The sequence below is a fragment of the Streptomyces sp. WM6372 genome (assembly GCF_001279655.1).
In the GTDB taxonomy this organism is placed as follows: domain Bacteria; phylum Actinomycetota; class Actinomycetes; order Streptomycetales; family Streptomycetaceae; genus Streptomyces.
The window spans coordinates 1-25,492 of sequence record NZ_LGDB01000247.1 but is presented as its reverse complement, the minus strand read 5'-3'; the positions used below and the strand labels follow the sequence as shown (position 1 = coordinate 25,492).

Genomic DNA, 25,492 nt, shown 5'->3' with positions numbered 1-25,492 from the left:
GTGGGGCGGGGGGTGGTGGGGGCTACTAGTTCGTGTCGTATGTGACGTGGGTCCTGTGGGGCGGGTCACCGGGAGAGGCCCCGAATGTCACGTTCTGTACGGGTTCGCTACGCGAAATGGCGTGTGTGCCGGGCCACTCTCCACGCGAACCGAAGGAAACGGGCGCCTCGAACGCCGCTTTCCGCACTACCCGCACCACCCCCATCGCACCCCCCGCCACCCCGCCCGTGTCAGGTCGGGCGGGTGGAGCCGCCCCGGCAGAGCCGGCGCCGAGGGGACCCGGCCGTTCCGACATGACACCGCGATTGCCGTCGGTCCGTGACGGCGCAGACACTCTTGGTGCACCGCGACGCTCCTTCGGATGCCATGCCCCGTGCACGCCGTCTTCGCGGTTCTGCAATCCCCGGAAACGAGAGGAAATCCGCATGTCCGAAAACTCCGCCACCACCGGGTACAACGACCTCGATCTCGACCTGGACCTCGATCTCAGCGAGCTGACCGTCACCGCGCTGAGCGACACCGCCGCACTGCCCGAGAACGGCGCCTCATGGGGCTCCTGCTCCTGTCAGGGCTCGTCCTCCTGCGCCCAGCCGCAGGTGGAGACGCCCGTCGTCTGACGGCTGTGACGAGGCCGCTCCCGTGCGGCCGGCCCACCCGGGCCGGCCGCACGGCCGGCGGCCCGAGCCGCAGGACAGCTCACAGGCCCAGACCGCACGACGGGAGCCCGCCTTGCCGCACCCCGCCCAGCCAGCCGCAGCGCAACACGTCGCGCCCGTGCCGGGGACCGCCCCGTACGCGCTGGTCCGCACCACGGTGACGGCGTACCCCGCGCAGCCGGAGGAGGCCGCGCCGGTACGGATCCTGCTCGACCGGCTCACCGCCCTCACGGCACAGGAGGACGCACTGCGTCCGGCCCTGTGCGACGACCTCTTCTCCTCCCGGCCCGGGCACGACGAGGAATTCCACCGCCAGGTGGTGCTCCCGCTGCGCCGGGCGCTGCACAACGGCCGGGTCCCCCGCCCCGCCCTGCTGGCCCGCCTTGGCGGCCTGCCCGTACGGGTGCCCCGGCTCGGCACCTGGCTGGGTCTGCGCGCGCTGCGCGACGTACTCCTGACGGATCTGGCCGCGGCCGTCCCCGACGCCCTGACCGCCGAGCGCTCCGCCCTCGCGCAGCTGTGCCGCTCCCCCGGCTTCACCCGGGCCGTCGCGCTCGGCAGCGGCGACCTGTTGCGCGCGGTGTCCCGGGCCGCCCGGGACGAAGGCGGGCGCAGGGCCCGCAAGGAGGAGCCCTCGGTACTGCGGCACGCCCTGCGCGCCAGTACGAAGACCAGTCCCCTGTCCTGGTTCACCGCAGTGGGGTGGTCCGGCGGTCCGGACCCGTCGGCGGGGCCGGTACCGGTTCCGGCGGCGCTGCCGCCGCTGCCTCCGCTGCGGTCCGTGGTGCGGGAGCACCGGACACTCGTCGAGGCGCTCGTCGCCGCGCTGCTGGACGAACCGCGCCGGCGGCGCGCCCTCGCCCACCGCATGACCAGCGGTGCCCGGCACAGCGCCGACGGGCGGGCCCTGTACATGCGGGACCACACGGTCTTCGCGGGCGGCCGGTACCTCGTCACGCACGAGGAGACGGTCGAGCTCGCAACCCGCCCCGCCCTCACCGCGCTGGACGCGCTCGCGGCCGCGCCCGCGACGCTCGACGAGCTGGCGGACCGACTCGGTCCGGTCCTCGGCCGCCCCCGCACGGACCCCGCCGTCGGCCGCTTTCTCGGTCAGCTCACCGAGGGCGGGCTGCTGGTGCCCGTGCAGCCGGTCGATCCTCAGCACCCGCACCCGCTGCGGGCGCTGGCCGACTGGTTGCGGCGGTGGCCCGAGGACGCGGCCCTGGCCGACCGGATCGACCGGCTCGCCGCCGACACCGCCGGGTTCGCGGACGCCCGGGCCGAGGAGCGGCCCGCCCTGCTCGCCGACCTGGCGGACCGCTGGCGCCGCCTGCTGGCCGACGCCGGCCGGCCCGTGCCGGCCGATGCCGCCCCGTTGAACGTGCTCTCCGAGGACGTACTCGCCGCGGGACGTGCGACCACCACCGGCCGGCTGACCGGCGCGGACCGGGCCGTGCTCGGTGAACTCACCGCACTGGCCGAGCTGTTCGACCTCGGACATCTGATGCGGCGGGTCGCGCTGGAACGCTTCGTCGCCCGCTACGGGCGCGGCGGGACCTGCCCGGCCCCCTGGGAGTTCGGCGTCGACACCGCCGCAGCGTGGGAGGAGGCCGCGCGCCTCGCCGTCCGGCCGTCCGGCGACCCGGGACTCTCCCCCGAGCTGGCCGAACTGGCGGCACTGCGTGAGGAGTTCACCGATCTGGTACGAGGCGCGGTGGCGGCCGCACCCGGCGGCTGGGCCGACGAGGTCGTCCTGCCCGCCGAGGAGGTACGGGGGCTCGCGGCCCGGCTGCCCGGCTGGACCGCCGCCCGCCCGCTCAGCTACGCGTGGTTCGTCCAGCGTGCGGCGGCGGCCGCGGGCGGCCCCGAGGGCGCCGTCCCCGGCGGCCTGCTCTGCGTGAACCACGTCTACGGCGGCTGGGGCCGCTTCACCAGCCGCTTCCTGGACGACCTGCCCCGCAGCGCTGCCGCGGAGGTGGCCCGCGCGATCCGCCACGGTCTCGGCGGCGACGGCGCCCGGGCCGCCCAGATCCGGCCGGTGGGCGGCTTCAACGCCAATCTCCATCCGCTGCTGGTCGGCGAGGAGATCGGCCCCGACCGGTACCGGAGCGCGCTCGCCGAGGCCGATGTGGAGCTGGTCCACGACCCGGACGCCGACCAGCTCCGGCTTCGGCTGCGGGCCACCGGCGAACCCCTCGACGTCCTCTACCTCGGCTTCCTCGCCCCGGTCATGCTGCCGCAGCGCCTCGCGCCGTTCCTGTGCGACCACCCCGGCGGCGTCGTGGACTTCCGGCGGCTCCTCCCCCGCCGCACCCTGTCCGTCCCCGGCGGCGAGGTGCGGCTGACGCCCCGGCTGCGCCACGGCCGTGCGGTGCTCGCCCGGCGCCGCTGGCACCTGCCCGCAGGGGTGCTGGCCGAGCTCCGCGCCGACCTCGCGGCCGACCCCGGCGCGATCCCGGGCGCCGCGGCGGCCCGTTGGCGGGCCCTGCTGGGGCTGCCGGAGCAGTTGTTCCTGCACCCGGTGCCGGAGCCTCCCGCCGGGCGGCCCGCCGAGGACTTCGTACGGAGTCTGCGCGCGCCGAAGCCGCAGGCCCTCGACCTGGGCAGCGCCCTGCACCTGCGCTGCCTCTCCGGCTGGCTGGCCCGCCATCCGCGCGGCGTGGTGCTGGAGGAGGCGCTGCCCGTCTTCGGCGGCCGCAGCCGCCCGGCGCGTGCCGTGGAGCTCATCGCCGAGACCTACCGGCCCGCACGCACCGCCCGGTCGGACTGAGTTCCGGTGCGCCCCGTGCCGCCCGTGCCGCCCGTCTCCCCGCTGTCCCCCGTACCGCCCGTCTCCCCCATGTCCTCCCTGTCCTCCCTGTCCCCCGTGCCGATCCGGCCGCCCGTCCCGACGGGCCCCGCCGCCACGACCACTCCGCCCGTCATCCGCCGAGGAGAACCCATGAACGCCCCGGCCACCGGCCCGGACACCGGCCCCGACACCGCCCGGCCCGCCTCGGGTGCCGCCACCGCCCTCGACGTGGTCGTCCACCACTACGAGCCGGTCAAGGCGCCCCTGTTGCGCGAAGCCGTGCTGCCCCTCGCCCGACGGGCCGCAGCGGAAGGGCTCACCGCCCACGTGGAACGCCACTGGCTGCACGGCCCGCACCTGCGGCTGCGCCTGCGCGGCCGACCGGAAGCGGTGGCGGCCGCGGCCGAGCGCACCGCCGCCGAGCTGCGTGCCCGCGCGGCCTCGCACCCGTCGCGGGCCACCGCCGACGGGGAGCGCCTGCTGGCGCAGGCCGCGGCGGCGGGGCGGGCGGAGCTGATCCCGCCGCCGTACGGTCCGCTCGTACCCGACAACACCGTGCGGGTGGAGCCGGTGGACCTCTCCTCCCTGAACGCGCTGATCGGCCCGGACGGGGTGCGGCTGCGCGAGGAGCTGCTGGCCCTGGGACTGCCCGCCCTCCAGGCGGGCACCGCGTTCCTCGGTGAACGGGCGGACACGTCCGCCGCCCGGATCGAACTCGTGGTGGCGGCCCTCGCGGCCCATGCGGCCGCGCACCCCGAAGGGCTGGTCGGCGGCCACTACTCGTACGTCTCCCACCTGGAGGACTTCCTCGTCCAGGAGGATCGTGAAGGGCGGATGCGGGCGGCCTTCGACCGCCGCTGGGACGCGGCGGGCGAGCGGATCTCCGCACTGGTGGGCCGGATCGCGGGCGGGGGCGCGGCCGGCTGGGAGCGGGCCTGGGCCGACTGGTCCGCGGGGGCCTGGCGGATCACGGAGGAACGGCTGCGCGCGGGCGCGGACTTCACCGGGGTGCGTGCGGAGTACCTGGACCGGGCCGCGGCGCTGGGCGACCGGGCCACCGTCGAGCGCTGGGACCGGCAGGTGCGGACCCGGTACAGCGACTTCCACCGGCGGCTGCACCGCTCGGACCCGCAGGGCGCGATGTGGAGCCGCCCGGACTACGTGGTCTACCGGGCGTGTACGAACGGGCTCTACCGGCTCCTGACCATCTGCGACGTGCGGCCCGTGGAGCGCTACCTCGCCGCCCACCTCGTGGTGCGCAGCGTTCCGGAACTCACCGGGCACCGGTGGCAGGCGCGCGTCGACGAGGTCATCGCCGCCGTCGAGGGGACGCCGTGAGCGCCGCCGGACGGCCGCGCCTGCGGCTGCGGCCCGGGGTGGCGGTCACCCCGCTGCGGGAGGGTCTGCACCTGCGCGGCCGGGACGGGAGCGTGACCCTCGAAGGGAGCAGGGCGCTGCCCGCCCTGTGGGAACTGCTGTCCGAGCGGTTCGGCCAGGGGCCCGGGGACGCCCCGGACGCGGAGCGGGTGGAGGGGCACGTCGACGCCGGGAGCGGCCGGCGGCCCCGCCTCGACCCGGCCGATCCGCGCGTCGAGACCGCGCTGGCCGCGCTGACCGCGCAACTGCACGCGCACGATCTGCTGCTCGCCGACCATCCGACCGGAGCGGCCGAACCCGCCGCCTGGCTGGGGGCCTCCGCACACCGGCCCGCACGCGCGGCCGCGGCCCTGGCCGCCGCACGGCCCGTGGTCGCGGCGGCCGATCCCGGCGGGCCGCTCGCCACGGCGCTGATCGGCGCCCTGGAGCGCGCGGGGACCCCGCCGCGGGTGTACCGCGACACGGGCCTGCCGTCCGAGCGCGTGGTGGCGGTCGCGGGCACCCCGCCGGTGGCCGTGGCCGTGGCCCGTACCGCCGACGGCGGCTTCGTCACGGCCCCGGCCGAGCCGGAACGGGCGCGTACGGACGCCGAGTCGATCGCCGTACGCCTGTGGTCCGGTGCCGGCGCCGGCACCGTATCCGGCACGGCCACCGGTTCCGGTTCCGGTTCCGGCTCCGGCTCCGCGGACAGCGGATCCGTACCCGGCGCGGCGGCGGCCGGGGCACCGGCGGCGCTCACGGATCCGGCGGCCCCGGCGGCGCTGACGGCGCTGCTGGCCGGCGCCGCGGCGCAGCGGCTGCTGTGTTCCGCGGCCGGTCTGCCCGATCCGGCCGGGCGGGACGAGGACCCGCGGCTGCTCCCGGACCTCCCCGCCGTACTGGTCGCCGAGGCCCGGCCGCCACACGCGTCCTACCGTCCTTGGGTCACCGGGCCGGCCGACCCCGCGTCCCCCTCCCCCGCCCCGGCCGGCAACCTGGCCGAGGCACTGCGCCGCATCGGGGCGCTGGGCGACCCGTACCTGGGCGTGCTCGACGCACCGCGGCCGGGGGACCTGCCCCAGTTGCCCGCCGCGCTCGCGGTCTGCGGCTCGGTGGCCGGGCCCCTGGTGGCCGGGGCTCCGCGGACGGATCTGGCCCGGCTCTCCGCGGCGTGCCGTGTGGCGGAACTGCACCTGGGCGAACGGCTGCCGGGTGCGGTGGCGGTCGGCGCCGGACCCGGACACGCCCTGGGGCGGGCCCTGCGCCGGGCCGCCCTCGCCGCCGCGGGCGCCTCCGGCCCCGGTCCGCGCCCCGGCCGCGCCCTGAGCGAGGAGGAATGGCGCGAACATCCGCAAGCCCGCCACTGGTGGACCGTGCTGACCCGGCATCTGGAACTGCCGATGGAGATGACGGTGCGCCGGTTCCCCGCGGAGCAGGCCTACCTGGCGGTGGTACGGGAACCCGCGGGCCGGGCCGGGACCGCGGGAGTGGCCGCCCGTGCGGTCGAGGCGACGGCCGCCGACGCCGCAGCGCTGGCCGCCCTCGGCGCGGTGACCCGGGCCATGGCCGCCGAGCACGGCCCGGCCGGGGCCGTGCACGCCGCGTTCAGCGGGGCCGAGGCGCCGCTCGCCGTTGCCGAAGTCGAGCCGGTGGCCTGGACGGACGAGGGATGGACCGACCGCTGGCTGGCCTCGATCACCCGGCGGGAGCCGGAGCTGTGCGCGGCGCTGGCCCGGCTGACCGGAGTGTGCCCCGAGCCCTGGCAGCCGGGTGCGGCGGACCCGGCCGGCGGCGGAGCGGCCGGATCCGCCGGGCCGGTCCTGGCTGCCCTGCGGGCATGCGGATTCACCGTTCTGGCCGGGTGGGGAGGAACGCGATGAGCGCAATGAGCGCAATGAGCGCGACGGATACGACGAATGCGATGAACGCGATCACGACGGATGAGGCGGACGGGGTAGCCGAGGCGGACGTAGCGGCGCCGGCCGCCGACGCTGCGGTGGTGGCGGTGACCAGGCTCGCCGGCTCCGTACCCGTCCTGGATCCGGAGGCGGCGCTGGAGACCACCGGCGGGGAGGCCGTCGTCCACCTCACCTCCTGGACCCTGGAGCTGGCGGAGCGGCTCAGCCGCCACGCGCTGGCCCGTCCCGTACGCCTGGTGCCGGTGCGGGAGGACGGTGCGCTGACCGTGATCGGCCCCGTGCTGGAGCCGGCGGCGCGGGCCTGCCTGGCGTGCGTCGAGTACCGGCGACTGGCCACCGCGGGTGGCCGGGTGCCCTGGCAGAGCCCCCGGCTGGCGCTCGGCGGCACCGGTACGCCGGCCATGGCGGAGGCGGCCCTGCTGCTCGCCGCCGCTCTTCTGGAGCCCGGGCCCGCCGCGGACGCGGAGGTGGGGTCGGGGGCGGAAGCAGGGGCGTCGCCGCCCACCGTCCACATCGTGCGGGGCGACCGGGCCACCTGGTCCACCCATCACGTCCGCCCGGTCGGCGGCTGCCCGGTGTGCCGTCCGCTGCCGGCCGACTCACCCGAGGCGGGCCGCTTCGCGGAAGCGCCGCGGCCGCTGCCCGACCCCTCGGTGCTGCGCGGCCCCAACGACCGTACGGGAGCGGGGCGGTTGCGGGCCGAGCTGTACGACGAACGGTTCGGCCCGGTGCGCCGCCTGTTCCGCACCGAGGACTCCGCCTTCGCCCTCACCACCGCCTGGGTGACGGACGGCCGTCTGGTCGACGACGGGGGCTACGGGCGCTCGGCCGATTTCCGCTCCAGCGAGCGGGTGGCGCTGTTCGAGGGCGTGGAGCGGCTGTCCGGTATGCGCCCGCTGGGGCGCCGTACCGTCCTGCGCGCGTCCTTCGCCGAGCTCGGCCCGGAGGCCGCCGTGGACCCCGCCCGGCTCGGTCTGCCCGATCCGGCCCACCGGGGGCACCCCGCCACCCGCACCGTCCCGTACCACGCGGACCTGGAGCTGGACTGGGTGTACGGCTGGTCGCTCACCGAAGGGCGGGCCCGGGCGGTCCCCGAGCACGTGGCCTACTGGGACCTCGCGCAGGGCCCCGGCCGGGCACGGGTGCTCTACGAGTCCTCGAACGGCTGCGGGCTCGGCAACAGCCCCCAGGAGGCCGCGCTCTACGGGCTGTTCGAGGTGGCGGAACGCGACGCCTTCCTGATGGCGTGGTACGCGCGCACGCCGCTGCCCGGCATCGCCCTGCCCTCCGGCGACCCGCTGGTGACCGCCCTGGCCTCGCGGGCCGCGCTGATGGGCTACCGGCTGAGCCTGCTGGACGCCACCAACGACCTCGGCATCCCGGCGGTGGTCTCGCTCGGCCGCTACGAGGGGAGTCACCCCGACGCTCCCCGCGCCTTCCTCGCCGCCGGAGCCCACCACGATCCGCTCGCCGCGATCCGCTCGGCGGTGGCGGAGGTCGTCACCAACGTCCAGGACGCCGTGCACCGGCCGGCCGGTCCGGGCGGGGCGCGCGACCCGGAGCGGCTCCGCCCCATGCTGTGGCGGCCCGAGCTGGTGGTCGGCCTCGACGACCACGTCGGCCTGAACACCCTGCCGGAGGCACAGCACCGGCTGGAGTTCCTGTTCGACGGCGTACGGGAGGTCCCGTGGCAGGAACGGTGGCCGGGCGCTCCCGCGCCGGCGGCCGACCTCACCCGGCTGCTGACGGAGACGGTCGCGCGACTGGCCGCGGAGGGACTGGAGGTGGTCGTCGTCGCGCAGGACGAGCCCGGGATCCGGGACCGGCTGGGGCTGCACTGCGCCAAGGTGATCGTGCCCGGCACCCTCCCGATGACGTTCGGCCACGTCAACCGCCGCACGCTCGGGCTGCCCCGGCTGCTGGAGGTCCCCCACCGGATGGGGCGCACCGCCCGTCCGCTGCGCCACGACGAACTCCCCCTGTACCCGCACCCGTTCCCGTGAGGACCATCCGATGACCGAAGACCTGTACGCGCCCGCGCCCGCGTCCACGCCCACCACCGCGCCCGCGCCCGCGTCTCCCGTGGCGGCGGGAGGCTGGCGGAGCCTGCACCTGACCCTGCACACCGACGGCGCGGACACCGATGCCTTCGTCACGGAGGCGCTCGCCCCCTTGATGGACGGCCGGTACGGGCCGGACGGCGGCTCCTGGTTCTTCATCCGCTACCACGAGGGCGGCCCCCACCTGCGGATCAGGTTCCGCGGCGCGGCGGCCGATGTGGACGAACTCGCTGCGGAAATAGCCCTGTTGGCCGCAGAGACGATCCCCGTCACCGGTCCCCTCCCCGGCCGGCACGGGGAGGTGAGCGCGGCACGGTACGAGCCGGAGACCGAGCGCTACGGCGGGCCCGCCGCGCTCCCGGTGGCCGAGGAGGTGTTCGTACACTCGACGCGCGCCGCCGTCGCCGCGCTGCGCGCCGTGCCCGGGCGGGCCGACCGGCTGCGGCTCGCCCTGGACCTCGCCCACGCCACGGCCCACGCCCTGGGCCTGGACGAACTGGACTCGGCGGGCTGGCTGCGCCGGCACGCCGCCTCCTGGCGCTGGGCCGGCGAGGTGCGGACGCTGCCCGGAGCCGCCGTCCACACCCGGGTCAACACGGTGTTCGCGGCCCAGCGTACGAACCTGGCGCGGCGCGCCCGGGCCGTCTGCGCCGGGCTGGAGGACGGCTCCGCCGATCCCTGGCTCGCGCAGTGGTCCCGGCGGGTGCGGGCGGCCGACGCGCGGCTGCGTACCGCCGTACCCGCCGTGCCCGCCGAATCCGCCGCGGACCGGCCGGACGCGCCGGTACGGACGGACCGCCGGCTGTGGGTGTGGGCCTCACAGCTCCACATGCTGTTCAACCGGTTGGGGGTCGCCCCCGACGAGGAGCGGGCCGTGTGCCGGCTCGCGGGGCGCGCCCTGCTGGAGACGGGCGACGCGGGCGGCTTCTTCGGGGCCGGGCCGCGCGCGGCCGACTACCAGTACCTGGAGCAGAGCAAGTTCCAGATCGGTCGGCCGGAGGACACCGCCGTACGGAGCATCGCGCGGCCCGGCCCGCCGTCCGGTTACCGGCCGGAGGCGGAACGGGCCCTGACCGCGGCCCCGTTGCCGGAGCTTTCCCTCGCGGAGGCGCTGCGCCGCCGCAGCTCGGCGCGCGGAGCGCTGCGCGGGCCGCTCACCGCGGAGGAGCTGGGCGGGGTGCTGTGGCACGCCCACGCGCCGAGCCACGTGTCCCGGCGGCCGCTGGCCGACGGCACGGAGCGCACCCTGCACCACCGCCCGTACCCGAGCGCGGGCGCCCTCTACAGCGTCCGGGTACGGCTCCTGGCGCTCTCCGTGGCGGGGCTGGCCCCCGGTACCTACCACTGCGTGCCGGAGCGGCGGTCGCTGATCGCCCTCGGACCCGCGCCGGACCTGGACGGGCTCAAGGCTCTGTCCTCGTACCTCTCGCGCCCGGCGCAGGACCCGGACTCCGTGGGGATCGACGAGGCGCCGGCCGTACTGGCGGTCCACCTGGACCTCGGGCTGCTCCGGCGGCGCTACGGGCTGCGGGCGCTGCGGCTGGGCCTGCTGGAGGCCGGGCACCTGGCCCAGACCCTCCAGCTCACGGCCGGGGCGTTCGGGCTGGCCACGATCCCGCTCGGCGGCGTGCAGGACGACCTGGCGCACGAGCTGCTGGGCCTGGACGACCTCGACGAGCCGATCCAGTACCTGCTGCCGCTCGGGCGCACGGGCCCGCGGGCGTAGGCGTGGCTCAGGCTCGGGGTGCGGCTTCTTGGAGTTGGTCGATGGTGCCGGACATGACGGTCCGGATGTGTGCGGTGAGGTGTTCCGCGGGCCAGTCCCACCAGGCGATGGAGAGCAGGCGGGCGATGTCGTCGTCGTTGTGGCGGGTGCGGACGAGCCGGGCCGGGTTGCCGCCGACGATGCCGTAGTCCGGTACGTCGTCGACGACCACGGCACCGGAGGCGATGATCGCGCCGTGTCCGATGCGTACTCCGGGCATGACCATGGTGTCGTAGCCGAACCAGACGTCGTTGCCGACGACGGTGTCGCCCCTGCCCGGCAGGTCGGCGAGCAGGTCGAAGTGCTCGGCCCAGGAGCCGCCCATGATGGGGAAGGGGAACGTGGAGGGGCCGTCCATGCGGTGGTTGGCGCCGTTCATGATGAACCGCACCCCGGTGCCCAGCGCGCAGAACTTCCCGATGACCAGCCTCTCCGGCCCGTAGTGGTAGAGGACGTTGCGGGTCTCGAACGCGGTCGGGTCGTCCGGGTCGTCGTAGTACGAGTACTCCCCGACCTCGATCAGCGGCGAGGTCACCAGCGGCTTCAGCAGTACCACGCGCGGCTGGTCCGGGAACGGGTGGACAACGGTCGGGTCTGCGGGAAGACGGTCCATGGCAGCCACTTTCGCAGCCCGGGGGGGTGTCCGGCGGGCCTGGCCCGGCCCGGCCCGGCCGTGATCCGCCGGACACCCCCTGGGGCGCCTCGCGCTGGCGTCAGTTGGTGGGCGGGGTCCAGTCGGCGGGCAGGCCGGACTGGGTGAGGACGGTGGCCAGGCTGTAGTGGTCCTGGTCGGAGGCGATGCGGCAGTGGTTCTCGTCGAGGTCGAGGAGGGTGGTCATCGGCACGGCGAAGGGCTTGGGCGCGCCCTTGAGGTGGCCGGAGTAGACGGAACGGACGGTGATCCGGTCGCCGTCGAGGCGGGTGGCGCGGACGGTGACGCGGACGTTGTCGATCAGGGCGTCGGCGCGGGCCTTCCACCCCGCGATCTCCGCCCGGCCGCGGAAGGTGACGCCCACGGCTTCGTCGGTGTAGGTGCCGTCGGCGGTGAACAGGGCGCCGAGCGCCTGGGGTTCGGCGCCGTTCCAGGCACGTGCCCAGTCGGCGACGACCCTCGGCGACGGGTACCGCCCGGTGTCCTGCGCCGCGTGGGCGGTGGAGGCGGTGGCGCAGAGGGCTGCGGTGGCGGTCAGGACGGACAGGGTGCGGAGCGCGCGGGACGTCATGGCGGATGTTCCTCCGGGTACGGGCGCGGCCTGGTCGGCGGCGTTCACGGCCCCAGGCTCGCCCCGGCCGGTGTCCACTCTCCAGGCCCCGCGGGGTCCGGCGGCTGTCCAGCACTGCCCGCTCGTGTCCACGGAAAGCGGCCACCGCGGGCACCCCGGCGGACACCGGCCGACGCCGCCCGGCGCCGCCCGACGCAGGCCGACGGAACCAGGCTTCGATGCCGGCTGTGGCTCGGGCCCCCTGTCCGCGTGGACGGGCACACCGAGGGCGGATGCCCGGTACGGCGTGTCCGTACCGGGCATCGGCCTTGCCCGATCCGCCGGACGCCGGTCAGCGCAGGCGGGTGACGCGGGTGGTGAAGGACGGTTCGGCCAGTTCGGTCCCGACCGCCACGGGGACGCTCTTCGCGCCCTCCCCGGCGCCGACCGTGAGCACGCCGACCTCGGCTCCCGCCTTCGCGGTGTGCGGGGTCCCCGAGGCACCCGGCTGCAGGGTCAGCTTCAGCTGCTGGCCCGGTACGCCGATCACGTTCAGGTCCTTCGTGGCCACCAGCGGGGTCCGGCCGCCGAGGCCGTCGTCCACGTGGCCGACGGTCTGGCCCTTGCGGACGACCGGCGCCGAGTCGAGCGCCTGCCGTACCGACTCGATGATCTTCTTGCTGTTGGCCAGGACCAGCTTCAGGCTGTTCGCCCCGTCGAGGTCCGGGCCGTCCACGTGCTGGTCCATGAGCGTGCCCAGGATCAGCGGGGTCTCGTCGCCGACCGACTTGTACGCCGCCCACATCAGGGTGCCTCCCGCCGGGGTGCTGGAACCGGTCTTGATGCCGCGCACGCTGAGGCCGTTGACCGAGAGCAGGGTGTTGTTGTTGATGAGCGTCGTGGACAGCCCCTTGATCTCGGCGCTCGGCAGCGCGACCACGGTGCGGAAGGCCTCGTCCTTCATCACGGCCTCGGCCAGCTTCAGCTGGTCGGCGGCGGTGCTGACGGTTCCGGCGTCAAGGCCGCTGGGGTCGGTGTACGTGGTGTTGCGCATGCCGAGTTCCCGGGCGGCGGCGTTCATCTTCTCGACGAACGCCGCCTCGGAGTCGGTGCCGGTGTCCCAGCGCGCCAGCAGCCGGGCCACGTTGTTGCCCGACGGGATCATGAGCATCTTCAGCATGTCCTGCTGGCTGAACTTCGTACCGGCGACGAGGCCCTCGACCCGGGACTCGTGGTCCGAGGTGCCGTCCGCGACGGCCTTCGCGTCGACCTCGATCTGGGGGCCGGCCTCGGCCTTGCGGAGCGGGTGGTTCTTGAGGATGACGTAGGCCGTCATGACCTTGGCGACGCTGGCGGTGGGGACGGGCTTCTCCTCGCCGAAGGTGCCGATGTCGCCAGAGCCGGATACGCGTACGGCGCCCTGGCCCTTGGCGGGCCACGGTACGGAGAACTGCCCGTCGAGGGTGTGCGCCTGCTCGGCCGCGACGAGCTGCGGGGCGGGCAGCGGGCGCAGCAGCTGCGCGCCGGTGACCGCGCCGGCCAGGAGCAGCAGGATGGGGGTCCAGATCTTCACGCGCCGGAGGGCGGTGCGGCGCGGGGTCTCCGGCTGGGGAGCCGTGTTGGTGAGCTCGGCCAGCAGGTCCAGCGGGGGCTGCGGGGGCAGCGGGACCTCGCGGGTGGGCTCGACGAGCTCCGGCAGCGCCGCGGCCCTGGCCGGGGCCCTGACCGGGGCGGGTGCGGGGGTCGCGGCCGGGGTCGCGGCCGGGGGCCGGTTCTGCGGTACGGCTGCCGGCCAAGGGGCCTTCTCCGCCGGGGCGTCCAGCTCCTTCAGGGCCACGAACTGGCTGGTCCGCTCCGCGTCGGCCTCGCCGTCCCGAGCCCAGGACGGCACCGGCCGGGGCTCCTGGCCCGCGCCGTCGTCCGGAGCGGCATCTGCGGACTCCTCGGCCGCGTCGACCGCCTCGACCGCCTCGACCGCCTCAGCCTCGTTGTCAGGCGTGCCCTCGTCCCGCCCCGCGTCGTCGGCTTCCGCCTCGGTCCCGGGTACGTCCGCGCCGTCGCCCTCCGCTTCGGGCTCCGCCTCCGCGTCGGGCTGTGCTTCGGCCTCAGGAGCGGCCTCGCCGGCGTCCGGCTCGGCCTCGGGCACAGGCACGGCAGCGCCGGTGTCCTCCGCGTCGGGCTCGGGCACGCCCCGGCCGTCGGCCTCCGCGTCGGGCTCGGCTACGTCCCCGCCGTCAGGCTCCGCCTCGGTCCCGGGTACGTCCCCGCCGTCGGCCTCCCCCTCAGGCTCGGCTACGTCCCCGCCGTCGGCCTCCGCTTCCGAGTCGGGCTGTGCTTCGGGCTCGGGAGTGGTCTCGGCGGCCGCCGGCTCGGCATCGGCTTCGGCCGCCGGCTCAGATGCGTGGTCGGCCTCGGAATCGGCTTCCGGCTCCGGCTCCAGCTCGGTTTCCGCCTCTGCCTCGGGTTCGCCCGGTGCGTCCTCGTCGGATCCGGTCCCCGTGGCGCCGTCGGCCACGGCCTCGGCCTCGGGCTCGGCCTCGGGCTCGGGCGTCTGCGGTGCCTCGGCGTCTGCCTGCTCGGGGGCCGTGTCCTGCGTACCGGGCTCCGTTCCCGGGACCTCGGTCCCTGCCGTCTCCGGAGTCTCCGAAGTCTCCGGGATGTCCGGGGTGTCCGGGGAACCGCCCGCCACCGCTACCGCCTTCATTCCTGCCCCGCCTTGCCGCTCACCCCCGGCCAGGCAGCCGCCACGCGCTCACGCGGTGGGTCGGCCGCCGGCCGGATCTTGCCGATACCGTCGAGCGGGCTCCCGCAGGAGCCTCGCTGACCGGCTAGATGTACGCCGCGCCCCGTCCGTTCCCGGAACCCGATCCTGTGACCGTCCGGTCATACTCCGGCCCCGGACAACAGCCGGACCTCGGTCTCCGGACAGCGTGCGCCGGGGTCGGCTCCAGGTGCGGCGCCCCGTCAGGTCGGGGAAAACGTGCGGCGTACGCTGAGGTTCCATGCCGCGGCGCGCGAAGCAAAACAAAACAAAGGAAGGCCGATCGTGCGAACTCCCCTCTCATGGCTCGCCGGCAGGTACTCGCTCGGCGCGAGGAGCGTCAGGCTGGCCGCACTGGGTTCGGTCGTGGCGAGTATCGCGATCATCGTGACCGGGGGAATCGTCCGTGTCACCGGCTCCGGTCTCGGCTGCACCGACTGGCCCATGTGTACGGGCGAGACGCTGGCCCCCACCGCGGAAATGGGGGTGCACGGTGCCATCGAATTCGGGAACCGGCTCCTGACCGGGGCGCTGTGTGCGGTGGTGGGCTGGGTCATCATCACCGCACGCCTCCAGGAAAGGCCGATGCCCGCGGTACTGCGCGGAGGCTGGGCGCAGTTCTGGATCGTCGTGCTGAACGCGGTCGTCGGCGGGGTGACCGTGTGGATGCGGCTGAGCCCCTACATCGTCGCCGCGCACTTCCTCGCCGCGACGCTGCTGCTCACCGCCGCGGTGTACACCTGGCACGCGGCGTACGCCGATGCCGATGCCGATGCCGACGGCACCGCAGGTGGCGTGGGCGATGAGGGCGACCGGCCCGGCGCGCCGGGTCCGCTCGCGCCGTGGTCGGCCGCTCGGCTCCGGTCGCTGTCGGCGGCCCTGGTCGCGGTGACGGCACTGCTGGTCTTCGTGGGCACGCTCGCCACCGGTTCCGGACCGCATGCGGGTGACTCCTCCGACGTGGCGCGCATGCCCTTCAACTGGACGGCGGTGACCGTCGTCCACGGCGTGCTGGCCGGGGCGGTCCTGGTACTGGCCGGAGTGCTGCTGTCCGCGCTGCCCAGGGACGGCTTCGGCGCCGCGCGCCGCAAGGCCGCCGCCTTCCTCGCGGTGCTCCTGGGGCAGGGCGTCGTGGGGCTGGTGCAGTCGCTGACGGCCCTGCCGTCGCTCGTCGTGATGCTCCACCTCCTGGGCTCGGCCCTCGTGTGGACCGGAGTGCTTCAGGTGCACTTCACCCTCAAGAGGGCCGCCCTTTCCGGTCCTTCGGATCCGCAGGGCGGTGCACCGCTGCCGCGTGCGCGGGGCGCCGCCGCCACGCCCGCTTGATCCACCGGAAGAACTAGTGCTCTGACCGGATAGGTACTCCGGCTTCCGGGTCACCCTGCGATCATGTGCGCATGGATGCGGGGGGATCTACTCATAGGCGGCGCATACCGGGCACCTCTCGGCGGCCTCGTGTCAGTGCCGCTCTTTTCGCGGTGGCGGCGTTGCTCGCCGTGCTCGCCGCGCTGGCCGTAGTGGTCGTGGTGCTGCCAGGGCTGGTGGTCGAGCGCGATCTCGGCGGGGCCAGGATCTCGGCCGCTGAACGGCTCGCGGCTGTGAACGACGTACGCACGACGCTCGTGCAGGCGGTCGGTGGCGCTGTCGTCCTCTTCGGCGTGTACGCCACCTGGCGGCAGTTGAGGGTCAACCAGGAGGGGCTGAACGCCACCCGGGAGGGACACATCACCGACCGCTTCAGCCGGGCGGTCGACCAGCTCGGCAGCGAGAAGACGGACGTGCGGATCGGCGGCCTCTACGCACTGTGGCGGATCGCGGACCATTCGGCTCACGACCGGGAGGCGGTCATCTCGATCAAGGCCGCGTTCCTCCGGACTCACCTGCCATGGCCCCCGCAAGCGCAAGACTCTCCGGCGGCGGAAACCTCGATCAACTCCGTGCCTCCGCTGGAGACACGTGCCCCGGATGCCCAGGTGGCGCTCACCGGCCTGGGAGTCCTGTGCCAGGAACGCCAGCCCGACTGGCTCAACGTCAGCTATACCGACCTGCGTCGGGCCGACTGCGACGGACTGTGGCTGCACCACATCAACTTCGACGGTGCCTGCCTGGAAGCGGCGAGCATCTACCAGGTCAACCTGACCAAGGCATCGCTGATCGCGGCCAACATGCGACACGTGGAGCTCGGGACGTCGATTCTCCACCAGAGCCGCTGCATCGAAGCCGACCTGCGCGGTGCTCGCATGGTCAGGGCCGACCTCCACGAGGCTGACTTCTCGGGGGCCGACCTGCGGGAGGCGAATCTGCGCAAGGCGCGGGGCCACGGCGCCAAGTTCACCGGCGCGGATCTGAGACTGGCTGACCTCCGAGGAACCGACCTCACCAGTGCCGACCTGACACAGGCGAAGCTGGAGGGTTCGCTGGCAAGCGACGTCACCATCTGGCCGGCAGGCTTCGACATCCAGGCGGCGGGCGTCGTCATGGTCGAGGACCCCGGCGCCGAGCCGAGCATCCTGCTGCAAGCCGCCGCCCTCGCGAGGAACATCCCACCCCTGCATTCGGCCTGATGCTTCAACCGAGGTAGTCCTTCATGCGGATACGCTGAGGGGTCGTCCTCCTCAGCGGATGCCTTTCTCGCTGCGGATGCGTGCGCGTTCGCGTCGTTCTGCTGTGAGGACGTCGGGGTGGTGGGAGTTGGCGAGGGTGCACTGCCGTGGCGGTCCGAAGTGGGCTTCGACGGGATTGGCCCAGGAGGCGTAGGCCGGGGTGAAGCACAGCTCGACCTTGTTCTTCACCGCCCACCGTTTCATCCGCCGGTTCGTGTGGGCGGAGAGGTCGTCAAGGTTCCCGTAGATGGGGGCGCCGTCCGGGCGGGCGGGCGGCCCGGATCGTTCTCAAAGCCGCCCAGGTGTGGTCGATGCCCTTGCGGCGGCGGTTGACGCCCCACATCTGGTCGTCGCCGACCCGGGAGCAGCCGTGGAAGCAGGCGATTCCGTGGGTGCGGCGATACGTGGCCGGCAGTCGGTCGGGACGGGTTTCCTCGGCCCAGCAGGAACCGGCTGTCGAGCGGATGCCCGGCGGGCCGAATTCGTCGAAGGCAAACGTTCGGTCGGGCCGCTCGTTGATCGCGTTCTCGATCCGCTCCAGTTGGCATCGAAGTCTGCATCCGGAGACTCTTTCCAGGTTTTCGTGCGCTGGAAGGAGATGCCCGGCGGGCCAGTGAGCAGCGCAGGGCCTCGCGGCCCATCCGGATCGGGCGGGCGATGTGGCGCCGTAGGTGATCGGCGAGCGTGCGGATCGACCAGCGCGTGAAAGGCTTGCCGACCTGGGTCGGCCGGGTGGTGGCCGTCTGGACGACGACGTCCTCATCGTCACCACTGAGCAGGCGGGGGCGGCCCCCCGCCCACCGAGGGTTCAGGCATGCGAGTCCGATCTCGTTGAAGCGGTGGATCACGTCGCGGACTGTGTCCTCGTCCGCCTGGACAGACGCGCGATGACGGGGACCGTGCTGCCGCCGGCCGAGGCCAGCAGCATCATCGCCCGCCGAAACCGCACCGAGCTGGCAACCCGGCAAAGGTTCGCGGTCACAGCACTAGGCGGTGTCGTCCGGAAGGTGCTCGGCGAGGGCCTCGTGGGTGAGGTGGAGGCCGGACCGTAGTACGGCGTCGTGCCGGCCGGGGTGGGCTTCGCGGTGGGCCGTGTCGAGCGCACGGGCCCGGTCGAGGTCCGCCGTGAAGTCCTCGCCGAGCAGGGCCGCGTCCACGGCGGCGGCGGTGGCCCTGACGAGCGGCGCGAGGGCGAGCAGGGCGGGGTCGGGTGCGTCGCGGGCATCGGGCGCACCGGACGCACTGGGTGCACCGGACGCGTCGGGTGCACCGGACGCGCCGGGCGCATCTGGCGCGCCGGAAGCGGGCCGGCCCGGGCCGTCGGTCCGGGACCGTTCGCGCAGCTCCTGGCCGAAGTACTGAAGCGTCAGGGCGGTCCGGACCGCGAGGGCCAGCCGCCCGTCGAGCCCGGCCGGCGGCAGCCGGCCCGCCCGACGGCCCGGCACCACCCGGCCGGCCGCCGCCCGCTGGAACGCGTCCTGCGCGGCCTGTGGCTGCAGCCACATCCGCGCCCGCTCGGGCAGCGCCGCCGGCCCCGGCACCGCCAGGCCCCGCTCCAGCCGGCCGGCGATCGCGCCGAGCAGCTCCCGTACGTCGGTCCGGTAGCCGTCCAGCCCCGCCGCGGCCGACCGGTACGGGTCCGGCGGCCACAGCAGCGGCCCGAGCAGCACGACCACGGCGATGCCGACCAGGGTCTCCTCCACGCGCGCCAGCGGGTATCCGGGAACGGCGGTCGCGTAGACCATGAGGGCCGTGATGAGGACCTGCTGGTTGGGCGCGCCGGGCCGTCCCAGCAGGTACATGCCCGCGCAGCCGCTGATCAGCACGGCGGGGAACGACCACGCCGGGTCCGGCAGCCAGTGCAGCACGACCGAGCTCAGCACCACGCCCACGAGCACCCCGGCCAGGCGTTCCCACCCCAGGCGCGGCCAGGCGTACACATCCTCGCGCAGGATCAGCACCGCCGGGAGCACGGCGGGCACCGGCGCCGTGCTGGTGCCCCACCACAGGCACAGGTACCAGGACACCGAGGCGCACAGGGCCAGTCGCGCCGCGGACCTCAGCCGCGCACCGGGCAAGGCGGCGTACGCGACGGCGACCGGACCGGACATGACGGCATCGTAAGCCGTTCACCCGACGCCTCCCGTGCTGTGAAACCCGGCGGACGTGGGCCTCGCGCGGGAACGGGCGGAACGACCGTCCGATGGGCGCAGCAGGGTGCTGCCCGACGCCCCCGCGCCGAAACGGGGGCTATGCGACGGGAAGCGGCGCGGGGTGGAGTCGGCCGGCGCCGCCGTAGGAACGGGCGAACACCTCACCCTCCGGCCCCGGGGCGGCCAGGTGGGCGATCCGTTCCCGGCGCAGCCGCAGACCGAAGGCGGACTCCGCCGCGTCTCCCGACGGCAGGTGCAGCAGGTCCAGCAGCCGGTCGGAGAACTCCTGCGTCGTCCAGGCGGCCTGGTGGCGACGCCGGTCGTACTCCTCCAGGGCTTCCTCGCCGCCGTCGCGGCCGCCCTCGCCGCCGTCGCCGCCGTCGCGGCCGCCCTCGCCGCCCTCGCCGCCGTCGCGGTGGCAGCGCAGCAGGGTGTCCGCGAGGTCGGCGACATCGGCCACCGCCAGGTTGAGCCCCTTGGCACCGGAGGGCGTCAGCACGTGCGCCGCGTCCCCGGCCAGCAGCAGCCGCCCGGCCCGTACGTGCTCCCGGACCCGGCCCCGCAGCCGCAGCATGCCGACCTCGGTCACCGCGCCCAGCACGGGGTCCCCCGCCTCCAGTCGGAGGCGCAGCGACAACTGCTCGCGGATGCGCGGCTCGGTCCAGTCCGTGAGGTCCGCCTCCGGCGGGACCTGGAGGTAGAAGCGCGCCAGCCGGGGCGTGCGGGGCATCATCCCGGCGAAACCCGCCTCGTGGAGGGCGTACCGGATGCCGTCCACGGGACGGTCCACCTCGGCGAGCACCGTCAGCCAGTCGTACGGGTACCGGCGCTCGACGGCTCCGTCCGCTTCGGCGGGGAACGCCTGCGCGACCGTACTGCGCGGACCGTCGCAGCCCACGACGTGCTCGGCCTCCAGGACGTCGTCAGGGCAGCGGACGAGCGGGCGGGGGCCCGAGGTGTCCACGTCGAGGACGGGGCAGTCGAACCGCACGACGCCGCCGCTCTGTTCGAACGAGGCGATCAGGTCGCGCACCAGGAACTGCTGGGGATACACCCAGTGCCCGGCTCCGCCGGAGAGGTCCCCGTACGGTATGCGGATCCGCTCTCCGAGGCACACGAACTCGCACCACTCGTGCCGGCCGCCCTCGGCCAGCAGCCGATCGGCGAGCCCGTGCTCGCGCAGGTACTCGACCACCCGGTGCTCGATCAGGCCCGCCCGGGCCTGCTGCTCCACCTCGGCCCGGCCGGCGCGTTCCCGGACCTCGACCGAGACACCGGCCCGGTGCAGCACGTTGGCCAGTACCAGTCCGGCGGGCCCGGCGCCGACGATCGCCACCTGTACGTGGCGTCGGGGCGCGGTCACGACCGGCCCACCAGGGCGAGGGGGGCGCGGACGAAGCGGTGGCTCATCCGGCGGACCGAGACCACGGAGCCGACCCACGCCTCCAGCAGGGGCGTGGTCAGCCCGTCGGTACCGAGGAGCAGCCGCGTACTGGTGTGGGCGAACCGGTCGAGCTCTTCGCCCGTCTCCCCGGTCCCGGGGGCGGTGAAACCGTCCGGGAGGACTTCCGGGAAGCGAACGGATGGCATCGTCAGCGTGGGCATGGCACCTCAGAGGGCTAGGTGAGAGGGGTGGGCGTGATGGAGATTCTGGTACGCCCGCCCCGCCCGCAAAGAGCGTGCCCCTGCCGATCCGCGCCAACTCGCCGAAGGGAAGCGGCAAGTCCCCGGGCGGGGGGCGGTCACGCCTCCCTGCGGCGACGGCGGCGGACGGCGAAGACGATCGCGGCGATGATGGCGATGACGAGCAGCACGATGAGCACGGTGCCGATGAGAGCGGCGATGCCCAGCTTCTTGAAGAAGCCCTTCTTCTTGGACTTCTTGCCCTTGCTCTTGTCCTTCTTCTTGTCGCTGTCGGCAAGGCCGACGGAGCCGACGGCCGCGTAACGGACCTGCGCGGACGCCTCCTGGGCCGGTGCGCCCTGGGCCGGTGCGCCCTGGGGCGCGGGCTGCGCCGCCACGGCGGCGGCCGCGAGCGGACGAGCCGTCACCGGTGCGGCCTGGGCCTCGGCTTGCGGACTCAGCAGCAGCCCGGCCAGTACGACTGCGGGTATGGCACGGACGATCCAGCGATTGATCACTTGCTTCTTCTCCTCTGGCCCGGTGCCACTGCGCACTCTTCGTGAGACGAGCATCCCGCCACGTCATCCTCACGTCCATGCCGTCGTCGTGACCGGCCTGACCCGAGGACGACTCCCGCTCACGGATGGGCGGGAAAGCAGACGGTTCGGTCAGTGCTGCAGATCTCGGCCTCCGTGTCGACGGGTCCGTAAGGGCGGTCGAACGTCAGGAAGGTCACCATCCGGCCGGAGGGAAACCTCGCCACCGCCTGGTTCACGGGTCCAGCGTCCGACGCGCGCTTGACATGGTCGAAGCGTCGGGAGCCACCCTCGGCCATCACGAAGCTCACCATGCGAGCCTGGACTTCCTTGCCCTGATCAAGGGCTTGGTCGGGTTCACCGGCGCGCTTGAGGAGCAGCCCGGGCGCGGGGGCCTCCTCGGGAAGGGGACCACAGGTTGACGCCGCCATGCCGCGCCGGACGAGGACGAAGCAGAAGGTGCGTCCGTCGGGCATCCAGGCCAGCTCGCCGTTCTCGGCGTCCACACGGTGGATCACGGCTACGGCGTCATCCGCGGGGATTTCGTACGCGGCCGGGACGTACGGGCGGCGCAGCGCCACACGCAGGAGCGCACGGTCGCCATCCGTAGGTGCGGCCTCGCCCGTGGGCCGAGCGGGCATCGTGTCGTACGGCCGCTGCGTGGCTGAGGGCGTCGCGCCCATCGCACCCACCGTGCCCGTCGCGCCCGCCGTGCCCGAGGGCACCGTTGGTTTGGGCGGCGCCGCCTGCCCTGACGTACATCCGGTCAGCGTCGTCACCAACAAGACACCTGCGCACGCGAGAACCCGTCGTCTCAACACAACCCCCCTGTTGTGCGGATCCTAGATCACTCCCGCGGCGGACCGACCACCAAGATCCACCTCGCCGCCGACAGCCGTCGCAGGCCGCTGGCCGTCGTCCTCCCGCCGGGCCGGTCAGGCGACGCACCCGCATTCGTGCAGGTCACGACCCGTTTAGACTGGCACCGGACCGGTTTCCGGCCGCGCTGCGGCCACGGCCGGGCAGCCCTCGTACGCGTGACTGCGACGACGTGCCGACGGCCCTGCCGCGGCCGGGGCCGGGGCCGGGGTCGGGGCCGGGGCCGGGGCCGGCGGCCGGACACGGGCCTACTGTGAGGACATGCCAGACGATCAGCACCGCGTGACCGTGGACGACGGCGTCGAGATCCCCGCGCCCGCCGACGGCGAGGTGTGGGCGGTCGGGGCCGTCGTCCTCAATCAGGACGGCCACGCCTTCGCCCAGAAACGCGGCCCCCGCCGGCGGCTCTTCCCCGACTGCTGGGACATCGTCGGCGGCCACGTCGAGCTCGGCGAATGCCTGTTGGACACCCTCGCCCGCGAGGTGGAAGAGGAGACAGGCTGGCGCCTGCGCCGCGTCCGGCGCCTCCTTGGGATCACCACCTGGACCGGCGACGACGGCGACGGAATGCGGCACGAGGCCGACTACCTCGTCGAGGTCGACGGCGACCTGGGCCGCCCCGCCCTGGAATGGTCCAAGCACACCGCCTACGACTGGTTCGGCCCCGACGGCCTGCACCGCCTCAAGGAGAACCGGGCCCCCGGCGAATACCTCATCCACGACCTGATCGCGAAGGCCCTACAAGATCGCCCGGACACGGCCTAGTCGAGCTGCTTGCTCTCCAGTGCCTGGACCAGTTGGGGCAAATGGCCGCCGGCCAGGGCGAGGGCCAGGTGGTCGTGGAAGTCCCGGCTGCCGGCGATCAGGCCGTCGCGGACGCGCAGTACCTGGATGTTGGCGCTGGTGAAGGTCCGCCCCGTCACTCGGTGGTGAACCCGGTAGTCCCACTCGGCGACGACCACCTCCGGGTCGTCCGTCTCCCGTATCACGACGTTGGCCGGGGTCAGTTCCACGGGCGAACCCCCGGCGACTTCGGCGAAGCGCGCCTCGATCACGGCCCGGCCCTCGAACCGGCGGGGCCCGACCGGCTCGAAGACGGTCTCCACGACGGCGTCGTCCGCGTAGAGCTCGGCCAGTTCCGAGTACCGCCCCGCGCCGATGCGCTCCAGCAGCTCCTGGGAGACCTCTCGCGGTGACAGCGCTCTGGGCATGATCAACCTCCGGCGGGATCAGCCACTAGAATCGGACTAGCGGCTCCGTTTCCAACGATACGGACTGGCGACTCCGGTTGTCTAGAGGGTTCTGCCGCCGCCGGCACGAGGAAGGCAGAAGAGGGATGAGTGGCAGTCAGGAGCGCCCACTGCGGGCCGACGCGGCCCGCAACCGGGCCAGGGTGCTCGATGTCGCCACGGAGGTGTTCACCAGCCGCGGCATCGGCGTACCGACCGAGGAGATCGCCCGGGCCGCCGGGGTCGGCGTCGGCACGCTCTTCAGGCACTTCCCGACCAAAGAGGCGCTGCTGGAGGCGGTGATGGTGCGCCGGCTGGAGGAGATGTCGGCCATGACCGCGCAGTTGGCGGCGCAGGCCGATCCGGCCGAGGCCTTCTTCTCCTGCTTCCGCCTGGTGGTGGAACAGTCGGCGGGAAAGAACGAGTTCGCCCAGGCGCTCGCGGCGGCCGGCGTGGACGTACACGCGTCGCTGCGGGAACCGACCGAGGAGATCCAGGCCCGGCTGGCCGGCCTGCTGTCCGCGGCGCAACGGTCGGGGGTGGTCCGCCCGGAGCTGCGCCTGCCGGAGCTGCTCGCCCTGCTGGTCGGTACCGGCGCGATGCTGGAGCAGCTCGGCGCGGACCCGGCGGCCCGGGAGCGGATCTTCGAGGTGGTCTTCGACGGGCTGCGGCCCCACTGACCGGCTCGGACGGATCGTCCCGCGCCGGTGCGGGTGCGCGCCGGTGTGGCTGCCGGTGCGGGTGCGGGTGCCGGAGCCGGTGCCGGTGCGGTCAGGCCGGGGGCTGGGTGGCGGTGAAGACCTGCTTGACCAGGGCGTCCAAGGCCTGGGGGAAGGCCTGCGCCGGGTCGACCGCGGCGTCGCCGGTGGTCAGGCCGGCGGTCAGGGTCTTGCCGCCGTCGGGCGTGCTGTACATCAGGGCGCCGTAGCCGCCGGGGGCGCCGCCGTTGTGGTGGTAGACGGTGCCTCCGTGGTCCGGGCCGAGGTCCTGGACGAACAGGCCGAGGCCGTAGCCGAGTTCTCCGTGCGGCGTGCGCATCTCGGCCAGCAGCGGGGCCGGCAGGAGCTTGCCGCCGTTCAGTGCGGAGAAGAAGGTGTGGAGGTCCCGGGTCGTCGTCATCGCGTCACCGGCGGCGAGCAGCATGGAGGGGTTCTGCCGGGTGACGTCGGCCACCTTCCACTGGTCGGCGTCCTGGTAGCGGTAGTAGCCGTGGGCGTGCGGCTCGGGGAGTTCCGGGCTGTTGCCGCCCAGTACGGTGTTCCGCAGTCCGAGCGGCTGCAGGATCCGGCGGCGCATCTCCTCGGCGTAGGAGCGGCCGGCGACCTGCTCGATCAGCAGGGCCGCCAGGGTGTAGTTGGTGTTGGAGTAGCCGAAGCCCGTCCCCGGCTCGAACCGGGCCGGCTTGGACAGGGCCAGGGCCACCAGCTCCTGCGGGCGGTAGGCGCGCAGCCGGTTGTCGACCCATTCCTTGCCCGTGGCCGGGATCCCGGGCACGAACGTGCCGTCCTCGTAGTACTCGCCGGTGTAGTTGAACAGCCCGCTGGTGTGCCGGAGCAGCATCCGTACCGTGATCCGCCGGTCCAGTCCGAGCTCGGGCAGGTGGTCGGCCACCGGGGCGTCCAGCGCGATCCGTTCCTCGGCCACCAGTTGGAGCACCGCGGTCGCGGTGAAGGGCTTGGCGACGCTGCCCGCCCAGAAGTGCCCGTCCGCCGGCGGCTTCGCGGTCTCGCCCGGCTTGCGCACTCCGGCGCTGCCGACCCACTCGCCGTGCTCGTCGTGCACGCGCATCTGTATTCCGGCGAAGCCGGCGTCGACGAACGCCTCGATGGCCTTCTGCAGTTCCGGGCGGTCGGTCGTCTTGGTCGCGTTGGTCATGGCTGTGCTCCTTCGGGGGTGTTCGGGGGTGTTCGGGGTTCAGAGGCTGCGGGCGGTGATGTCGCCGTAGGCGGTGGTCGCCCG

Annotated in this window: 22 protein-coding genes; 10 read left to right on the top strand and 12 right to left on the bottom strand. The window is 74.3% G+C overall.

All coding sequences use genetic code 11. The features are described 5' to 3' along the window. Positions 1 to 425 precede the first annotated feature (425 nt). The 6 genes from ADK52_RS37200 (at position 426) to ADK52_RS37175 (ending at position 10,508) form a co-directional block, all read left to right on the top strand. Positions 426 to 617: a thiazolylpeptide-type bacteriocin gene (locus ADK52_RS37200; protein WP_053694258.1), complete on the top strand. Its 192-nt coding sequence runs from the start codon at positions 426 to 428 to the stop codon at positions 615 to 617. 157 nt (positions 618 to 774) lie between these two features. Further along, positions 775 to 3,426 carry a lantibiotic dehydratase gene (locus ADK52_RS37195; protein ID WP_053694257.1) on the top strand — a complete coding sequence of 884 codons (2,652 nt, stop codon included), beginning with the start codon at positions 775 to 777 and terminating at the stop codon, positions 3,424 to 3,426. 171 nt (positions 3,427 to 3,597) lie between these two features. Continuing rightward, positions 3,598 to 4,785 (top strand): lantibiotic dehydratase C-terminal domain-containing protein, encoded by a 1,188-nt coding sequence (locus ADK52_RS37190; protein ID WP_053694256.1) that lies wholly within the window; start codon positions 3,598 to 3,600, stop codon positions 4,783 to 4,785. Next, the gene (locus tag ADK52_RS37185; RefSeq protein ID WP_053694255.1) at positions 4,782 to 6,683 is read left to right on the top strand and encodes a hypothetical protein; all 1,902 of its coding nucleotides are present in this window, start codon (positions 4,782 to 4,784) and stop codon (positions 6,681 to 6,683) included. Before ADK52_RS37190 ends, ADK52_RS37185 begins: the two co-directional genes overlap by 4 nt. Positions 6,684 to 6,724: 41 nt before the next feature. Beyond that, a complete protein-coding gene (locus ADK52_RS37180; protein ID WP_078988893.1) occupies positions 6,725 to 8,725 on the top strand; it encodes a TOMM precursor leader peptide-binding protein in 2,001 nt (666 codons plus the stop codon). A gap of 10 nt (positions 8,726 to 8,735) precedes the next feature. Beyond that, positions 8,736 to 10,508 carry a thiopeptide-type bacteriocin biosynthesis protein gene (locus tag ADK52_RS37175; protein ID WP_078988892.1) on the top strand — a complete coding sequence of 591 codons (1,773 nt, stop codon included), beginning with the start codon at positions 8,736 to 8,738 and terminating at the stop codon, positions 10,506 to 10,508. Between the two features lie 7 nt (positions 10,509 to 10,515). On the opposite strand, the gene ADK52_RS37170 is transcribed toward ADK52_RS37175, so the two are convergent. The 3 genes from ADK52_RS37170 to ADK52_RS44255 all read right to left on the bottom strand — a co-directional run bounded on the left by ADK52_RS37170 (position 10,516) and on the right by ADK52_RS44255 (position 14,453). Beyond that, positions 10,516 to 11,160, bottom strand: coding sequence for a CatB-related O-acetyltransferase (locus ADK52_RS37170; RefSeq protein WP_053694254.1), 645 nt, complete (start codon positions 11,158 to 11,160; stop codon positions 10,516 to 10,518). 100 nt (positions 11,161 to 11,260) lie between these two features. Further along, positions 11,261 to 11,770, bottom strand: coding sequence for a nuclear transport factor 2 family protein (locus tag ADK52_RS37165; protein ID WP_053694253.1), 510 nt, complete (start codon positions 11,768 to 11,770; stop codon positions 11,261 to 11,263). 331 nt (positions 11,771 to 12,101) lie between these two features. Continuing rightward, entirely contained in the window at positions 12,102 to 14,453 is a 2,352-nt protein-coding gene (locus tag ADK52_RS44255; RefSeq protein ID WP_234344417.1) for a D-alanyl-D-alanine carboxypeptidase, read from the bottom strand. Between the two features lie 342 nt (positions 14,454 to 14,795). On the opposite strand from ADK52_RS44255, the gene ADK52_RS37155 reads away from it, so the two are divergent. Both ADK52_RS37155 and ADK52_RS37150 read left to right on the top strand, forming a co-directional pair. Further along, on the top strand, positions 14,796 to 15,836 hold the full coding sequence (locus tag ADK52_RS37155) for a COX15/CtaA family protein (RefSeq protein WP_234344416.1): 1,041 nt from the start codon (positions 14,796 to 14,798) through the stop codon (positions 15,834 to 15,836). Between the two features lie 152 nt (positions 15,837 to 15,988). Next, positions 15,989 to 17,074, top strand: coding sequence for a pentapeptide repeat-containing protein (locus ADK52_RS37150; RefSeq protein ID WP_324615961.1), 1,086 nt, complete (start codon positions 15,989 to 15,991; stop codon positions 17,072 to 17,074). 51 nt (positions 17,075 to 17,125) lie between these two features. Here ADK52_RS37150 and ADK52_RS45185 read toward each other — a convergent pair whose 3' ends face one another. The 7 genes from ADK52_RS45185 to ADK52_RS37120 all read right to left on the bottom strand — a co-directional run bounded on the left by ADK52_RS45185 (position 17,126) and on the right by ADK52_RS37120 (position 22,204). Further along, a complete protein-coding gene (locus ADK52_RS45185; RefSeq protein ID WP_420715009.1) occupies positions 17,126 to 17,317 on the bottom strand; it encodes a hypothetical protein in 192 nt (63 codons plus the stop codon). Further along, positions 17,314 to 17,961, bottom strand: a complete 648-nt coding sequence (locus ADK52_RS37145; RefSeq protein WP_420715008.1) for a helix-turn-helix domain-containing protein — start codon at positions 17,959 to 17,961, stop codon at positions 17,314 to 17,316. The genes ADK52_RS45185 and ADK52_RS37145 overlap by 4 nt, the downstream gene beginning before the upstream one ends. Positions 17,962 to 18,099: 138 nt before the next feature. Beyond that, complete coding sequence (locus ADK52_RS44700) at positions 18,100 to 19,224, bottom strand: FUSC family protein (RefSeq protein ID WP_053694250.1); 1,125 nt, start codon at positions 19,222 to 19,224, stop codon at positions 18,100 to 18,102. Positions 19,225 to 19,363: 139 nt separating this feature from the next. Next, the gene (locus tag ADK52_RS37135; RefSeq protein ID WP_053694249.1) at positions 19,364 to 20,629 is read right to left on the bottom strand and encodes an FAD-dependent monooxygenase; all 1,266 of its coding nucleotides are present in this window, start codon (positions 20,627 to 20,629) and stop codon (positions 19,364 to 19,366) included. Then, on the bottom strand, positions 20,626 to 20,871 hold the full coding sequence (locus tag ADK52_RS37130) for a hypothetical protein (RefSeq protein WP_053694248.1): 246 nt from the start codon (positions 20,869 to 20,871) through the stop codon (positions 20,626 to 20,628). The genes ADK52_RS37135 and ADK52_RS37130 overlap by 4 nt, the downstream gene beginning before the upstream one ends. 137 nt (positions 20,872 to 21,008) lie before the next feature. After that, positions 21,009 to 21,407: a hypothetical protein gene (locus tag ADK52_RS37125; protein WP_053694247.1), complete on the bottom strand. Its 399-nt coding sequence runs from the start codon at positions 21,405 to 21,407 to the stop codon at positions 21,009 to 21,011. Positions 21,408 to 21,526: 119 nt separating this feature from the next. Further along, entirely contained in the window at positions 21,527 to 22,204 is a 678-nt protein-coding gene (locus tag ADK52_RS37120) for a hypothetical protein (RefSeq protein ID WP_234344415.1), read from the bottom strand. A gap of 361 nt (positions 22,205 to 22,565) precedes the next feature. Here ADK52_RS37120 and ADK52_RS37115 point away from each other — a divergent pair, with 361 nt between their 5' ends. Beyond that, positions 22,566 to 23,069 (top strand): NUDIX hydrolase, encoded by a 504-nt coding sequence (locus tag ADK52_RS37115; RefSeq protein ID WP_078988890.1) that lies wholly within the window; start codon positions 22,566 to 22,568, stop codon positions 23,067 to 23,069. On the opposite strand, the gene ADK52_RS37110 is transcribed toward ADK52_RS37115, so the two are convergent. Next, positions 23,066 to 23,515: a nuclear transport factor 2 family protein gene (locus ADK52_RS37110; RefSeq protein WP_053694246.1), complete on the bottom strand. Its 450-nt coding sequence runs from the start codon at positions 23,513 to 23,515 to the stop codon at positions 23,066 to 23,068. The genes ADK52_RS37115 and ADK52_RS37110 overlap by 4 nt on opposite strands. Positions 23,516 to 23,640: 125 nt before the next feature. Between ADK52_RS37110 and ADK52_RS37105 the strand changes: the two genes are divergently transcribed. Beyond that, complete coding sequence (locus tag ADK52_RS37105; RefSeq protein WP_053694245.1) at positions 23,641 to 24,213, top strand: TetR/AcrR family transcriptional regulator; 573 nt, start codon at positions 23,641 to 23,643, stop codon at positions 24,211 to 24,213. A gap of 91 nt (positions 24,214 to 24,304) precedes the next feature. Here ADK52_RS37105 and ADK52_RS37100 read toward each other — a convergent pair whose 3' ends face one another. Continuing rightward, positions 24,305 to 25,408 (bottom strand): serine hydrolase domain-containing protein, encoded by a 1,104-nt coding sequence (locus tag ADK52_RS37100; protein WP_053694244.1) that lies wholly within the window; start codon positions 25,406 to 25,408, stop codon positions 24,305 to 24,307. Between the last annotated feature and the right edge of the window lie 84 nt (positions 25,409 to 25,492).

Excerpts from the sequence above, each read along its gene's own strand:
- ADK52_RS37200 (WP_053694258.1), top strand. The coding sequence starts at position 426 with ATGTCCGAAAACTCCGCCACCACCGGGTACAACGACCTCGATCTCGAC.
- ADK52_RS37190 (WP_053694256.1), top strand. The coding sequence starts at position 3,598 with ATGAACGCCCCGGCCACCGGCCCGGACACCGGCCCCGACACCGCCCGG.
- ADK52_RS37180 (WP_078988893.1), top strand. The coding sequence starts at position 6,725 with ATGAACGCGATCACGACGGATGAGGCGGACGGGGTAGCCGAGGCGGAC.
- ADK52_RS37175 (WP_078988892.1), top strand. The coding sequence starts at position 8,736 with ATGACCGAAGACCTGTACGCGCCCGCGCCCGCGTCCACGCCCACCACC.
- ADK52_RS37170 (WP_053694254.1), bottom strand. The coding sequence starts at position 11,160 with ATGGACCGTCTTCCCGCAGACCCGACCGTTGTCCACCCGTTCCCGGAC.
- ADK52_RS37165 (WP_053694253.1), bottom strand. The coding sequence starts at position 11,770 with ATGACGTCCCGCGCGCTCCGCACCCTGTCCGTCCTGACCGCCACCGCA.
- ADK52_RS44255 (WP_234344417.1), bottom strand. The coding sequence starts at position 14,453 with ATGAAGGCGGTAGCGGTGGCGGGCGGTTCCCCGGACACCCCGGACATC.
- ADK52_RS45185 (WP_420715009.1), bottom strand. The coding sequence starts at position 17,317 with ATGAAACGGTGGGCGGTGAAGAACAAGGTCGAGCTGTGCTTCACCCCG.
- ADK52_RS44700 (WP_053694250.1), bottom strand. The coding sequence starts at position 19,224 with ATGTCCGGTCCGGTCGCCGTCGCGTACGCCGCCTTGCCCGGTGCGCGG.
- ADK52_RS37130 (WP_053694248.1), bottom strand. The coding sequence starts at position 20,871 with ATGCCCACGCTGACGATGCCATCCGTTCGCTTCCCGGAAGTCCTCCCG.
- ADK52_RS37115 (WP_078988890.1), top strand. The coding sequence starts at position 22,566 with ATGCCAGACGATCAGCACCGCGTGACCGTGGACGACGGCGTCGAGATC.
- ADK52_RS37110 (WP_053694246.1), bottom strand. The coding sequence starts at position 23,515 with ATGCCCAGAGCGCTGTCACCGCGAGAGGTCTCCCAGGAGCTGCTGGAG.
- ADK52_RS37105 (WP_053694245.1), top strand. The coding sequence starts at position 23,641 with ATGAGTGGCAGTCAGGAGCGCCCACTGCGGGCCGACGCGGCCCGCAAC.
- ADK52_RS37100 (WP_053694244.1), bottom strand. The coding sequence starts at position 25,408 with ATGACCAACGCGACCAAGACGACCGACCGCCCGGAACTGCAGAAGGCC.